General features: G+C 60.2%; 11 protein-coding genes and 1 tRNA gene. 6 read left to right on the top strand and 6 right to left on the bottom strand.

The annotated features are described in order from the left end of the window. Positions 1-388: 388 nt before the first annotated feature. Together DQ230_RS14075 and DQ230_RS14070 are read right to left on the bottom strand one after the other, a co-directional pair. A complete protein-coding gene (locus tag DQ230_RS14075; protein ID WP_113913243.1) occupies positions 389-2,272 on the bottom strand; it encodes a retron Ec67 family RNA-directed DNA polymerase/endonuclease in 1,884 nt (627 codons plus the stop codon). A gap of 702 nt (positions 2,273-2,974) precedes the next feature. Further along, positions 2,975-3,064 (bottom strand) — tRNA-Ser (locus tag DQ230_RS14070). Positions 3,065-4,097: 1,033 nt separating this feature from the next. On the opposite strand from DQ230_RS14070, the gene DQ230_RS14065 reads away from it, so the two are divergent. Beyond that, positions 4,098-4,427 (top strand): hypothetical protein, encoded by a 330-nt coding sequence (locus DQ230_RS14065; RefSeq protein ID WP_113913242.1) that lies wholly within the window; start codon positions 4,098-4,100, stop codon positions 4,425-4,427. Between the two features lie 57 nt (positions 4,428-4,484). On the opposite strand, the gene DQ230_RS14060 is transcribed toward DQ230_RS14065, so the two are convergent. Together DQ230_RS14060 and DQ230_RS14055 are read right to left on the bottom strand one after the other, a co-directional pair. Beyond that, complete coding sequence (locus DQ230_RS14060; RefSeq protein ID WP_113913241.1) at positions 4,485-5,648, bottom strand: alpha-hydroxy acid oxidase; 1,164 nt, start codon at positions 5,646-5,648, stop codon at positions 4,485-4,487. Between the two features lie 95 nt (positions 5,649-5,743). Beyond that, positions 5,744-6,355, bottom strand: a complete 612-nt coding sequence (locus tag DQ230_RS14055) for a TlpA disulfide reductase family protein (RefSeq protein ID WP_113913240.1) — start codon at positions 6,353-6,355, stop codon at positions 5,744-5,746. Between the two features lie 22 nt (positions 6,356-6,377). Between DQ230_RS14055 and argH the strand changes: the two genes are divergently transcribed. From argH to DQ230_RS14030, 5 genes are all read left to right on the top strand, one after another. Next, entirely contained in the window at positions 6,378-7,769 is a 1,392-nt protein-coding gene (argH, locus tag DQ230_RS14050) for an argininosuccinate lyase (protein ID WP_113913239.1), read from the top strand. Then, positions 7,766-7,945: a hypothetical protein gene (locus tag DQ230_RS14045; RefSeq protein WP_113913238.1), complete on the top strand. Its 180-nt coding sequence runs from the start codon at positions 7,766-7,768 to the stop codon at positions 7,943-7,945. Before argH ends, DQ230_RS14045 begins: the two co-directional genes overlap by 4 nt. Then, positions 7,942-8,247 (top strand): DUF2834 domain-containing protein, encoded by a 306-nt coding sequence (locus DQ230_RS14040; RefSeq protein WP_113913237.1) that lies wholly within the window; start codon positions 7,942-7,944, stop codon positions 8,245-8,247. Before DQ230_RS14045 ends, DQ230_RS14040 begins: the two co-directional genes overlap by 4 nt. A gap of 86 nt (positions 8,248-8,333) precedes the next feature. Next, positions 8,334-9,599, top strand: coding sequence for a diaminopimelate decarboxylase (gene lysA / locus DQ230_RS14035; RefSeq protein ID WP_113913236.1), 1,266 nt, complete (start codon positions 8,334-8,336; stop codon positions 9,597-9,599). A 31-nt stretch (positions 9,600-9,630) separates the two neighbouring features. Further along, complete coding sequence (locus tag DQ230_RS14030; protein ID WP_113913235.1) at positions 9,631-12,192, top strand: TIGR02302 family protein; 2,562 nt, start codon at positions 9,631-9,633, stop codon at positions 12,190-12,192. Here the strand turns inward: DQ230_RS14030 and DQ230_RS14025 are convergent. Together DQ230_RS14025 and DQ230_RS14020 are read right to left on the bottom strand one after the other, a co-directional pair. Further along, positions 12,175-13,122, bottom strand: coding sequence for a DMT family transporter (locus tag DQ230_RS14025; RefSeq protein WP_162497450.1), 948 nt, complete (start codon positions 13,120-13,122; stop codon positions 12,175-12,177). The genes DQ230_RS14030 and DQ230_RS14025 overlap by 18 nt on opposite strands. After that, positions 13,119-14,117 carry a zinc-ribbon domain-containing protein gene (locus tag DQ230_RS14020; protein ID WP_113913233.1) on the bottom strand — a complete coding sequence of 333 codons (999 nt, stop codon included), beginning with the start codon at positions 14,115-14,117 and terminating at the stop codon, positions 13,119-13,121. The genes DQ230_RS14025 and DQ230_RS14020 overlap by 4 nt, the downstream gene beginning before the upstream one ends. Between the last annotated feature and the right edge of the window lie 82 nt (positions 14,118-14,199).

The following is a 14,199-nucleotide window of genomic DNA, read 5'->3' as shown; positions in this document are numbered from 1 at the left end:
GCCGACGGCGAATGCCATCGGCCGTAGAGAGAACTTCGATTTGAGGGCGGTAAATGAAATCGGACATAAGGCCGGACTTATCATCGGATCGTAGCCGAAGTCAGACGGCCCCCGCCGAAGCCTTACGATCTGTCATTCCAGACATTCGCTGCAAGAGCAATATTCCGTGATTGGAGAATTCACTCACTGTGGACAAAATTGACCTTGACCAACTCGACGAAAATGACCGCTTACCTTATGATCACCCGACTTTTTTCAAGCACGACAACGCATTCAACATTGGGTGGCATGAATATCCACGTGCAAAAAACTATCGTGGAATCTGGAGGTTCACTGATTGAAGAGTGTATTTGGGTAAATATAGATTTTTGCCGAAGCCCAAGGTAATTTAACTTGTGGCTTTCTGCGTAGAGAGCATTTTCTTGTGTTCCGACAGCGCTTTTTCAACGTTGACCAATACCGGTAAAAAACCAGAAAAGTCTATACTTGCCCGTTTCTTACGCACGACATCCTTTGCGAATGCCATTTTACCATACTTGTTCGGCGCAATCTTCTTTCCTTTCTGGCCAAAGTCAAAGGACTTGCCCTTGAGCTGTGACGCAAGAGTTTTTGCATCAAACAAATGCTCGATGAACGTGTCGGCTCCGCCAATTTTCGGAATGGGCACAACGTAGAGGTTCTTCGTAACGTGGTAGAAGTCATGACTACCATCTGCTCCTGCAATGCCAAACTTCTCCTGAAGCATCTTCCACAAGCCGTTATTCGCTGCGTCGTTGTCAACCACAACAATCACCGGCACTTCGATGCTTGCGGCTTTGAAGCGTGCGAATGTGATTCCATAAGTCTCAATAAAGGTTTTGAGGGGGTTAGCTCCGCCGGTTAGCTTAGTTACTGCTTGGGCTGTAGGAGAATAGTTGTAAAAGCCGCATAAAAGCTGAATCTTTGACGCGGCCTTAGACGCGTACCCAAGACTTGGCACTTTGCTATACAAAGATTTTATGGCACATTTAATGTAAATATTGTCAGTCACACCTTCACAAAGAATGGTTGGCTTGCTGCTGTGGAAGAAATTCTGAAAATAGATAAAGTCTGCGTACTTGCGATAATATGCAGGTGCCTTTTTTCCTTCTTTCTCAAATCTTGCAACGGGGAAAGCTTTTCCTTTGGAGTCAAGGTATTCTTGGGACTTGATATGAAATTGGTGCGCTAACTTTCCTCCAAGTACATGGTTGCTAACCATTATCGGCAATTTCGTCTGAGGTTCTTGAATGAAGCATTCACCCTTTTGGAAAAGAGAATGCGCCATATATCGGACTTGCTTAGTATAATTTTTCGAAACGTTAACCTTCTTGTTAACGACCAAACCAGTCGTTTCCTGTCTGCTATCAGCAAACTGCATGCGGTATTTATTTGGGTTAATTTCGAACCCGCTGGTGTGGATTTTGTTAGCAATGGCACTTCCCGCAGTCCACTGACCATCGAGGCCAAGGAAAGCAACTTCGACAGGAAATTCGCGCTTGTTGGTCGAAAATGTTAGATCATCTGCATACCGTGAATAGGTACACCCATTGCGCTTTGCAATTTTCGACAGCCGAATATCAAGTATTCTTGTAATAAACTCCGTAACTATTGGGGAAGTAGGCGCACCTTGGGGTAATTTGTTTTCGTGGCAACAGATTTGAGCAACAGTTGTCGCAACCTCTGCATTTAGGCCAAACTGGTTGTTGGATAGAAGGAAGCCTCGAACACGACCAAAGTTGAAGGAACCAAAGAAATCCTTCAGGTCCATATTGAATACGAACCGCTTGTTCCGGTGCTTTGACCCATTTGACGCAATTGATAGACCACGGTTCTTTTGAAACGCGTGTGATAATTCAAGGTTGGCGATATCATTTTTTGGATAAATGATATGGTAGCATTCATACAGTAGCCCTGACGTTCGCGACTGGATTGCCTTCAAATGCGAATTTGGCGCATGAATATCTCTCGTCCCACCTGACGCCTTCGGTATTGTAAACTGCGTATATCTTGAATTTTCGGGGATTTTATAGAGTGTGAAACTTAGATGTTTCGGCTTAACCCCTATAAGCCGCGCTAAATCTGATCGGGACTTAGTCGCTTGGAGCTGTACGAGCTTGTTAACCAATTCCACCTCCAAAAAATAGCCTTCGGGCACTCTTACGCAGGCAAGGATTTCTACAATCCGTAAAACTGCAAAGGAACTCGAAGAGCAAATCTGACCAGCGTTGCGGCCAACCATCACAATGAACATGATGACAAAATCTGCCCGAAGGCTGTCAACAACCTACACGCGAACGAGTTGCTGTCAAGCGACACATCTTTCAGAAAGAAGGAAAACAACTAAGTCTCGTCAATGCATGATCTCTTCAGGGTGGGGACTTTTAGAATTGGGGCGCAGCACCGCAGCATTACCACTGGCAGACAAAGGATAGCTAAGGGTCGGAATTACGAGTTCGCTTCTACGACGCTTAGTGGAGTGGCCATTCGTGAGAGCAGTACCGGTGCGTTCGGGCTCTCTGCAACCTTTAGGCCAAGCGCAGCATTCTTGATTTCGATCACCAAATGAACGGCAGCTTTCTCGAGACCGCCCCCGAGCCCGCGCAACCGCAGCGAAAGACCGGTTTCCGCCCATTTTGTTGAAAAACACCGTTTTGCTGCCGCAGAAAATAGACACTGTTGAATTTGCTAGAAATTGAGCCAGTTTTCCGAAGCGCCGTGACGCGCTGGTATCAAAAATTCCGCCAACTTTTCATGGGATTATCATGTTTCAAACGGGTCAGCGCCAAATGGAAAAATGGGTCAATTCGACACGAAAATCAACAGTTGGCGACATAGGCGTGATCTTTAGCATAACTCGTCGTAATGCGTTGGGTCCAAGAGCTTTCTGCTTGACGGGTAGGTTGGCGGGTAAGCAGTGAGTGCGCGGTAATTATTGTTTAGTTTCAATGGTGTTTGGCGGAGACGATGGGATTCGAACCCACGAGACCCTTCCGGGCCTACTCCCTTAGCAGGGGAGCGCCTTCGACCACTCGGCCACGTCTCCACCGACGCGTATAGCCAAGCAAACATGGGGAATACAAGGCCAAATTGGGATTAATTGAAAAAACCTCCCCGCGCCCAAAAACGTGCTCAAATGGCACTGCGAGGCACAGAATGGCACCGGGTTTGGGCAGGATTTAGTCAATTTCTCTTTCAGGGAAGGTGCCCTGAAAGCGTGCACGCAACGCAGTCAAGCCTGACTTGCTGGCGTTCCCAGACCGCTCAGCGATCAAAGGCGAGTGCCCGCATCATCGACTTTATTTTGACGGATTTCTGCGGGCTGAAAAACGAACCAAGGGTCTTGGCATGTTGAACGCACTTCACATCGACGTCCGGCCACGCCACGACGTCCGATATCAAATCCTTCGTGCGGGTGAAGGAAGACAAGCGTCGCGAACGACTAAGGTCATGGGGGCTAAGTGGCAGGCCGACGATTGCCTGAAGCGAAGACTGGTTCGCAATCGTCCGCGATCCTCATTAGGGTGAGAGCCTCTGGGAGGCTTTTAAGCGCCGACTCCTTCTTCCACTCGACGAGGCTCCGACACTCGCGCCCCTCTTGCGACCTCATAAAGCTGCGCGATGCGTCTGATGGACAGCTCGGCGATGACCGGGCCCTGAGCCCTGCTGCTCGAACACCATTTGGACGGCACGCGCGCGGACCTCAGGTGAGTAACGATTTGCCATTTTGCTTTTTATCATAACCATCATCCTTGATTAAGTTGATGGCCTCAAACAAAACCGGGGCGATTCATCATGCCCGGCCAGAATGTCGATGATCTGTTCCTCTGTATATCTCGGTCGCTTCATGGTCCGTCCCTTCATTGAGGCGAACTCTAATTCCAAATGGAGGAAAAATCCGGTGGCAGGTCAGCGTGAAAATCATACTCAGGCCGGGACAGGTTTGCTGAATACCTGAGTTGGTTAACTCAGGTTATTGCATTTGATCAAAAAATTCACAAAGTACTCGCAGAGGCGCACATCGCTCTCGCAAAGGACGTCGCAGATCAATCCGCAAGTAAACTTATGGAGCTACCATCATGCTTAATACATTGACCAGAACTGCGGCAGTCGCCGCATTGTGCGCTGCTTTCGCGTCGCCAGCTGCCGCGGCAGATTACAAGGTCGAGATCATCAACAAAACCGGCTACGCTATCACCGAATTTTATGGATCGAACAAAGCCACCAATAGCTGGGAAGAGGATATCCTTGGCGAAGACGTGCTGCCGCATAATGCGTCTGTCACGATTGATTTTGACGACGGTACAGGGCACTGCCTGTTCGATTTTCTGGTCAAGTTCGAGGACGGCGATACCCTGACCCAAGAGGGTGTCGACGTGTGTACCATCGGAGAGTTTACCTTCGAGTAAGTACGCCGCACACGCGTGGTACGGCGGCGCGATCATTGGATGCGCCACCGTACGATCCTATTGCCAGCGGTCCGAAAAATCCTTGGGAATCATTAGGATATCGCGATCCACGCCGCGAATGTCGCGGCGGCCGCACAGCGCCATCGAGACGTCCAGCTCCTTGTGGATAACCTCCAGCGCGCGGGTGACGCCGGCCTCGCCCATGGCGCCCAGCCCGTAGATGTAGGCGCGGCCGATATAGGTGCCGGTGGCGCCCATCGCCACGGCTTTCAGCACGTCCTGACCTGACCTTATGCCGCTGTCCAGATGTACCTCGATCCGGTCGCCGACCGCGTCCATGATCGCGGGCAGGGCGCGGATGGAAGATAGCGCACCGTCCAGCTGCCGGCCGCCATGGTTGCTGACGATGATCGCATCCGCGCCCACATTCAGCGCCTCAACTGCGTCGCGCGGATCAATGATGCCCTTGATGATCAGCGGGCCGTCCCACATGCGGCGAAACTGCCGGATACGGTCCCAGTCCAGCGAAATATCGAAGGCTTCGGCAGTCCATGCGGCCAGATCGCGGGGGTCTTTGACGTCCTTCACGTGCCCTACGATGTTGCCGAAAAACCGCCGCTTGGTGCCCAGCATGCCAAGTCCCCATTGTGCCTTGGTCGCCATGTTGGCGATGCTGCGCGCGGTCAGTTTGGGCGGCGCGGACAGGCCGTTCTTGATATCCTTGTGCCGCTGGCCCAGCATTTGCAGATCGACGGTAATCACCGCAGCCGAACATTTGGCCGCCTTGGCCCGGTCAAACAGGCGCTGCATGAAATCGTCGTCTTTCAGCGTATAGACCTGAAGCCAGAACGGCCTGTCCGTGTTCTCTGCCACATCCTCGATCGAGCAGATGGACATGGTGGACAGCGTGTAGGGCACGCCGAACTTGGCAGCGGCGCGGGCGGCTTTTATTTCGCCGTCGGCGCATTGCATGCCGGTCAGGCCGACCGGGGCCAGCGCCACAGGCATCGCCACATCCTGCCCGATCATCTGGCTCGCGGTCGAGCCTCCGGCCATGTCGATGGCGACGCGCTGGCGCAGCAGGATATCGTTGAAATCACTGCTGTTGGCGCGAAAGGTCTGTTCGGTCCAGCTGCCCGATTCGGTGTAATCGTAGAACATGCGCGGCACCCGGCGGCGGTAGATGCGATGCAGGTCCTGAATGTTTGTGATAACGGGCATGAAGGGTCTCCGCTGTGCAACTGCACAGCGGTTCTAGCCTCTGGCGCGCCCCGCCCGCAATGGGGCAGAGATTTTTCGCGAAAAATCTTGGCGCCTTAGTCGACCGGTGCGACGAGCCCCGCGATCAGTGCCTTGGCGCTGTCGCTGCTCCAATGTGCGTCGCCTTGCATGCGGGCCACCTCGCGCCCGTCGCGGTCAAGGATGACGGTGATCGGCAGGCCCAGAACGCCCATTTCCCGCGCGATCTTTTGCTTTGGGTCGCGGTGGGCGGGCAGATTTGTCACACCGATTTCCTCGAAGAAGCCTTCGATGGCGGGCACCGCGTTGCGGCCCGTGGCCAGCGTCAGCACTTCGAAATCGTCGCCGCCGAATTCGGTCTGCAATTCGGACAGCATCGGCATTTCCTTGCGGCAGGGTGCGCACCATGTCGCCCAGAAATTCAGCAGCACGTATTTGCCCTGATAATCGGCCAGAGTGGCGGTGCCGCCATCCTCGGTGGTGAAGGATTCGCCCGAGGCGTCCTTTGGGGCGCTGTGAAAGCTGAGCTTTTTCATGTCGCCGTCCAGCCCGGCGGCCAGCGCGGAATAGTCGCGCGCAGGTGTGTCGGCGTGCGCGCCGTCGCCGCTGCTGAAGGTAACAGCCAGCCCCACTGCGATTGCACCGAGGGCGAGGGCGGGATAAAGCAGGGTGGAACGTGACAGGCGCATATTTCCTCCAAAGGGGCAGGGCATGGCAGACAAGACTTCGAACCAGATGTGGGGCGGCCGTTTCGCCGCCGGACCCGATGCGATCATGGAGGCGATAAATGCCTCAATCGGGTACGACAAGCGGATGGCGGCACAGGACATCGCCGGATCGAAGGCCCACGCCGCCATGCTGGCGGCAACGGGCATCATTACAGATAGCGACGCCAGCGCCATGAAGGAAGGGCTGGACAGCGTTCTGGCCGAAATCGAGGGCGGCAACTTTGCGTTTTCCGCGGCGCTTGAGGACATCCACATGAACGTGGAGGCGCGTCTGAAAGAGGTTATTGGCGCGCCGGCGGGCCGTTTGCACACAGGCCGGTCGCGCAATGATCAGGTCGCGACCGATTTCAAGCTGTGGGTGCGTGACCAGCTGGACGCGATCGAGGGCGCGTTGGTGGCGCTCATGCGCGCTTTGGTCGCACAGGCGGACGCGGGCGCCGATTGGGTGATGCCCGGTTTCACCCATCTTCAGGTGGCGCAGCCGGTGACATGGGGCCATCACATGATGGCCTATGTCGAGATGTTCGGGCGCGACCTGTCCCGTATCCGCGACGCCCGCGCGCGCATGAACGAATGCCCGCTGGGATCCGCCGCGCTGGCCGGCACGTCCTTCCCAATCGACCGGGACATGACGGCGCAGGCTCTGGGGTTTGACCGGCCGACCGCCAATTCGCTCGATGCGGTCAGTGACCGCGATTTCGCGCTGGAGTTTCTGGGCGCGGCCAGCATCTGTGCCATGCATCTGAGCCGCATGGCCGAAGAGCTGGTGATCTGGTCGTCGGCGCAGTTTCGGTTTGTGTCGCTGAGCGACCGGTTTTCGACCGGCAGCAGCATCATGCCGCAGAAGAAGAACCCCGACGCCGCCGAGCTGATCCGCGCCAAGATTGGCCGCATCTTTGGCGCCAATGTGGCGCTGATGATGGTGATGAAGGGGCTGCCGCTGGCCTATTCCAAGGACATGCAGGAAGACAAGGAACAGGTGTTCGACGCCGCCGATAACCTGATGTTGGCGCTGGCCGCGATGGAAGGCATGGTGCGCGATATGAGCGCAAACCGCGACGTTCTGGAGGCTGCCGCCGCGACCGGATTTTCCACCGCAACCGATCTGGCCGACTGGCTGGTGCGGGTTCTGGGCATGCCGTTTCGCGACGCGCATCATGTGACCGGCACGCTGGTGGCATTGGCCGAGCGACAGGGCTGCGATCTGCCGGACCTGACGCTGGAGGATATGCAGGGCGTGCACGGGGCGATCACGCAGGATGTGTTCGACGTGCTGGGCGTTCATAATTCCGTCGCCAGCCGCGTCAGCTATGGCGGCACCGCGCCGGAAAATGTGCGCGCGCAAGTGGCGCGCTGGCAGGAGGTTTTGGGATGAGGTTCGCCCTGGCATTTGCCGCCCTGATCGCAACCGGAGCCTGCGGCGTCGATGGCGCGCCGGTCAGACCGGTTGAAGCCGACCGCGCCCCCGGCGGCCGAAAGGCCACGGTCAAGCCTGACACCGGTGACTGGATCACCGGCACTGCCAGCATGCACACGGCGGCAACCCTGTGAGATACGTTTATCTGGCGCTTGCTGTCTGGGGCACGATCCATCCGATGAGCTATTTCCTGCGTTGGTTTGCTGAAAACGGCTTTGATCTGGCCGGGATGGTCACAGCCTGGCACGCCAATGCGGCCACGAGCGGGCTGGTCTGGGATCTGACCATTGCCGCCGCCGCACTGACCGTCTGGGTGCTGGCCGAGGTGGTGCGAAGCCGGGATTGGCTGCGTCTGATCGCCATTCCGGCGACCTTCTGCATCGGAGTCAGTTGTGGATTGCCGCTTTACCTTTACTTGCGCCTGCGCGAGGGGTGAGGGTACTTGCGCCTGCGCGAGGGGTGAGGGCGGAATTTGGGTATTTTGACCAAGAAAAAACTTGAGGTCGGGTAAGGACGTTTAGCGTGGATCATTTTCTGTACAAGAATGGCGTTTTGCACGCCGAGGATGTGCCGGTGGCCGAGATTGCGGCCGCTGTAGGCACGCCGTTCTATGTCTATTCCACCGCCACGCTGGAACGGCATTACCATCTGTTCAACGATGCGCTGGCTGGGATGGATCATCTGGTCTGCTATGCCATGAAGGCGGCCAGCAACATTGCCATTCTCAAGACGTTGGCGCGGCTCGGGGCCGGGATGGATGTGGTGTCGGGCGGCGAATATCTGCGCGCCAAGGCCGCCGGCGTGCCGGGCGACAAGATCGTGTTTTCCGGTGTGGGCAAGACCCGCGATGAAATGCGGCTGGCGCTGGAGGGCGGCATCCGGCAATTCAATGTCGAGAGCGAGCCTGAGATGGAGGTGCTGAGCGCCGTGGCTGTCGATCTGGGGGTGCGCGCACCGATTACGGTGCGGGTCAATCCCGACGTGGACGCCAAGACGCATGCCAAGATCGCCACGGGAAAATCCGAGAACAAGTTCGGCATTCCGATTTCCCGCGCGCGCGAGGTTTACGCCCATGCCGCGCGCCTGCCGGGGCTGGAGGTGATTGGCATCGATGTGCATATCGGCAGCCAGTTGACCGATCTGGAGCCGTTCCGGCTGGCTTATCAAAAGGTTGCCGAGCTGACCGAAATCCTGCGCGCGGACGGCCATGATATCCGGCGGCTGGATCTGGGCGGCGGTCTGGGTATTCCGTACACGCGCGGCAACGAGGCACCGCCACTTCCCAGCCAATATGGCGCGATGATCAAGGAAACGCTGAGCCATCTGGGCTGCGAGATCGAGATTGAGCCGGGGCGCCTGATTGCCGGCAATGCCGGGCTGATGGTGAGCGAGGTCATCTATGTCAAATCCGGCGAGGGGCGCGATTTTCTGATCCTTGACGGGGCGATGAACGATCTGATCCGCCCTGCCATGTATGACGCTTGGCACGATATCATCCCAGTGGTCGAGCCGGTGCCGGGCGCGGAGCAGCGCCCCTATGACATCGTCGGCCCGGTTTGCGAAAGCGGCGATACCTTTGCACGCCAGCGCATGATGCCGGAGTTGAACGCCGGTGACCTGGTCGCGTTTCGCAGTGCCGGCGCCTATGGCGCGGTGATGGCGAGCGAGTATAACACCCGCCCGCTGATCCCCGAGGTTCTGGTCAATGGGCAGGAGTTTGCCGTGATCCGGGCAAGGCCGACCTTTGACGAAATCATAAATCGCGATACCATCCCAGCATGGCTCTAGCGCGCGGCGGGGCCGGTTTCCGGAGAGGTGCATGGCCCAGCGTTCGAACCTGACAGGCCCGGTGATGGCGCGGCTGCGGCTGCCGCTGTCCCTGACATGGGCGGGGCTGTTGGCCGAACGGCTGGTGCGCGCATTCTGGCCCCTGTGGACGTTGCTGGCGGCTGTGGCGGCGGCGCTGATGCTGGGGCTGCACGACAGCATTCGGTTCGAAATTGCGACCGGCCTTTTGATGGCCGCCGCGCTGGGCGCCGCCGCGCTGCTGGTGGTCGGATTGGCACGGTTCCGCTGGCCTGGCCGGGGCGAGGCATTGGCGCGGCTGGATGCGGCGCTGCCGGGTCGGCCCTTGCAGGCGCTGGGCGATGCGCAGGCGATCGGGCGCGGGGACGCCGCATCCGAAGCCTTGTGGCAGGCGCATCGCCGCCGGATGGAGCAGGCGGCCAGCGCCGCCCGCGCGCCGCGTCCCGATCTGCGCATATCGCGGCTGGATCCCTTCGGGCTGCGCTATATCGCGTTGCTGGGGCTGATCGTGGCGCTGATGTTCGGGTCCGTTTGGCGCATGACGTCTGCGGTGCAAATGGCGCAGGGCGGCGCCGCGCCGGTTGGCGGACCCACCTGGGAGGGCTGGATCGAGCCGCCGGCCTATACCGGTCTGCCCAGTCTTTATCTGGCCGATCAGCAGGGCAAAACCCTGAAAATACCGATGGGCAGCCGCGTGACCCTGCGATTTTATGGCGAGGTCGGCGCGTTGGCATTGGCCGAGACGGTATCGGCCCGGACCGAAGGAATTGGCGCTGCGACCGATACCGAGCACAGCTTTGACGTGGTGCAGAACGGCACGCTTGAGATTGACGGCGCGGGCGGGCGCGAATGGAACGTTGCGGTAATACCCGATACCGCGCCCACCGCCGCGCTGACCGAAGAGGGCGCCAAGACCACCTTTGACGGGCAGATGAGCCAGCCATTCACCGCGCAGGATGATTATGGCGTGACGGGCGGCACCGCCACCTTCCGGCTGGCACTGGAGGATGTGGATCGCCGGTATGGGCTGGCCCCGGAACCAGAGCCGCGCGATCCCATCGTGCTGGATCTGCCGATGCCGATCACCGGGAGCCGCACAGATTTCAGCGAAGTTCTGGTTGATAACCTGTCGCAGCATGCTTGGGCGCATCTGCCTGTGACAGTGACGCTTGAGGTGCGTGATGCGGCCGATCAGACCGGGACCAGCGCGCCCTTGGCGATGGCCCTGCCGGCGCGGCGCTTTTTCGATCCGATGGCGGCTGCCGTGATCGAGCAGCGGCGCGACCTGCTGTGGAACGCGGCAAACGCGCCCCGCGTGGCGCAGGTGCTGCGGGCGATCACCTACCAGCCGGGCGACACGCTGTTTCGTGATAAGGCCGATTATCTGAAGCTGCGCACGATCCTGCGGAGACTTGAGGCGGCGACGACAGATGGCAGCATCCCCGCCGAGGCACGTGACGCGCTGGCACAGGCGCTGTGGGATCTGGCCGTGGCGCTGGAGGATGGTGACATCGGCGACGCGCTGGAGCGGATGCGCGAGGCGCAGGAACGCCTGAGCGAGGCGATGCGCAATGGCGCCAGCGAGGAGGAAATCGCGCGCCTCATGCAAGAGCTGCGCGATGCAACAGATGATTACCTGCGCCAGAAAACCCGGCAGGCCCAGCGTGAGCGCGGCGCCGATCAGCCGGATGCAGGCGATCAGGACATGACCACGCTGCGCCAGCAGGATTTGCAGGACATGATGGACCGGATCGAGGATCTGATGCGTCAGGGCCGCATGGCCGAAGCCGAAGAGGCGATGCGCCAGTTTCAGGAAATGATGGAAAACCTGCGCATCACCGAAGGACAAGGCGGCGAGGGCGAAGGCAGCCCCGGCGGGCAGGCGATGGAAGGGCTGGCCGATACCCTGCGCCAGCAGCAGGGGCTGTCGGATCAGGCGTTTCGTGACTTGCAGGAGCAGTTCAACCCCGGCGCCGGCGCTGGCAACAATCCCGGTGCCGAGGGTGGCCGCGCCCCCGGTGAGGAGGACGAGGAGGGCGCGGGGCAGGGCCGCAACGGCGACCAGCCGGGCGACGGAACCGCGCCGGGATCACTGGCCGACCGCCAGCAGGCGCTGCGCGACGAGCTGGAGCGCCAGCGCGGCACATTGCCCGGCAGCGGCGCGGCCGCAGACAGCGCGCGCGAGGCGCTGGACCGTGCAGGCGAGGCGATGGGCGGCGCCGAACAGGCGCTGCGCGATGGCGACATGGCAGCCGCGCTGGACCGGCAAGCCGACGCGATGGATGCGCTGCGCGACGGGATGCGCGATCTGGGCCGCGCGATGGCCGAGCAGGAGGGCCGCCAGCAGGGCGGACAGGGACAGGCCGGCAATACGCCCGGCGGGCAGCAACCCGATCCCCTGGGGCGCCGCACGGGCGACGGTAACAGTGTGGGGACCGAAGGCGATCTGCTACAGGGCGAGGATGTTTATCGCCGGGCGCGCGAATTGCTGGATGAATTGCGCCGCCGCTCGGGCGAGGGTGCGCGCCCGGAGGTCGAGCGTGACTACCTGCGCCGCCTATTGGACCGGTTCTGACGGGATCGCCATGGGCGGTGCGACGGGCGGCGCAATCGTGGGTTTGCGCAGCGCCGCGAACGCCTCGATCAGGGCGGCGCCGACGATCAGGATACCGCCCGACAGGCGCCACAGGCCGAACGGCTCGTCCAGCAGGAGCACGCCGGACACCACGCCAGACACGATTTCAAGCGTGAACAGAAAGCTCAGCAAGGCCGGCGACAACCGCTGCGCACCCCAGAGCGATATGGCAATGATCGGCAGCAGGTAAACGGCCCCGAGCGCCAGTGACGCCGCCATCGCGGGCAGGCTTGCGACCGTCGGCATCGCCTCACCGGTGAGCCATGCAAAGGCGAGCGACAGCAGCATCGCCCAGAATGCCGTTGCCAGCGTCAGCGCCGACGCGGTCGCGCGCCCGTCCGAGAAAACCAGCGCCGCACCAACAGCCCACGAGAGACCTGAAAACAGCGCCAGCGCGTCGCCTGCATTGATGCTGGACAGCGACATATCGCCGCCCAGAACCAGCCACGCCCCCAGCAGGGACAATGCCAGCGTCACGGTGGACACCGCCCGCCACCGGTGGCCCAGAAACGCCCATTCGATGATCTTGCCCCAAGCGGGGGCAAGGTAGAACAGCAAGATGACGCGCACCACATCCGACAGCGTCAGAGCGACCGAATAGGATGCAAATGCCGCGCCGATCAGGGCCGCGCCAATCACGGTGCGCAGGGTGACACGCGGGCGCACGCGGGCAATCGCGATATATGCGGCAATGGCCAGCGCGGCGCCCGCGTTGCAGATAATGCTGGACTGCGCACCGCTCAGGCCCATACCCTCGATCCAGCGGATTGGCATCCACCACAGGCCCCAGAGGATGGCCGAAAACAGTGTCAGAACCACGGGCGTCATCGCCGGGCTGTGGGCGCTGCCGCTGGGCCTTGGCTGGGTCACTCCGCTGCCGCGCCCTCGGCGGGCGCGGTAGAGGCCATGCCGTCGAGCCAGGCCATCAGGCCGGCAATCTGGCCATCCAGCCACTGGCGCAGGCCATCGACCCAGACCACGTAATCCGCCAGCACATCACGCAGCGCCGGCACCATGTCTGCCAGTTGCGGCGCAAACATATAGATCAGCAGCGCAGCGACGGCGACAGCGATTGCCAGCAGGAACCCGCTGCGAAACCCGCTTCGGCGGGCAGGCTGCGCCGCGCGGTAGCTGTCATCGTCGGGATCAGTGCGCCCGGCCTTGCCGCCGGGGGCGAGGGACGAGTTGATCTCTTCGATATCGGGAAACAGGCTGCGGCGTGAGATCGGGTCGATGTTCCGATCATCTGCGGGGCTGTCATCCGCATCCTGCGGGTCGGTCTGATAGTCGTCGAAGGACGGCTGCTTGCGCGCCCGTGGCGCGTTTGCCTCGTCCGCGCGGGCGTGATCTGCGTGCAAGTCGTCTGTGCGCGCGCGGTCTGAATGCAAGCCCTCTGAGCGCGGGCCTTCCTTGCCACTGCGCCGGTCGCGGGTTTGGGTTTCCGGCAGGCCCAGATCGGTCTGCATTTCCAGCCCGCCGGCTTGGGCCGCAGCGCGGGCGCGCTTTTCCCGCTCCGCTTCTTCGCGCAGCACACTGGCGACAGCCGGATCGATCTCGCGCCGGATGGGGCGTGCCGGTGTTTCCGGCTTGGCGGATGTGTCCGGCTCCCCAAGCTCTTCCGGCTCCGGCTCCGGCTCCGGCTCTGGATCGGGAGCAGGGGCCGCCGTGGGCGGCGCAGGGTCTGGCTCCGGCTCTTGCCAGTCGTCTGGCGCGGTGGGGCTGGCCTCGGCGGGAACGGAGCGGTCGGGATGCGCTTGAAACCAGGTATCGCCGCAATTTGAGCATTGGACATCGCGCCCCGCATCGGGGATCACATCTGCCGGAACCTCATATTGCGCCCCGCAATTCGGGCAAGTCAGCCTCATAGTCGCACCTGTTCACTGTCCCCTCGCGGCGGGGCTCGTCCCTGTTGCGGATATCCTAGGGTTTAACGGACCGGCGGAAAAG

This window comes from Roseovarius dicentrarchi (genome assembly GCF_003316635.1).
Taxonomy (GTDB): Bacteria; Pseudomonadota; Alphaproteobacteria; order Rhodobacterales; family Rhodobacteraceae; genus Roseovarius; species Roseovarius dicentrarchi.
Note: the sequence above shows the minus strand (reverse complement) of the source record. Positions and strands in the feature narration are given on the sequence as shown.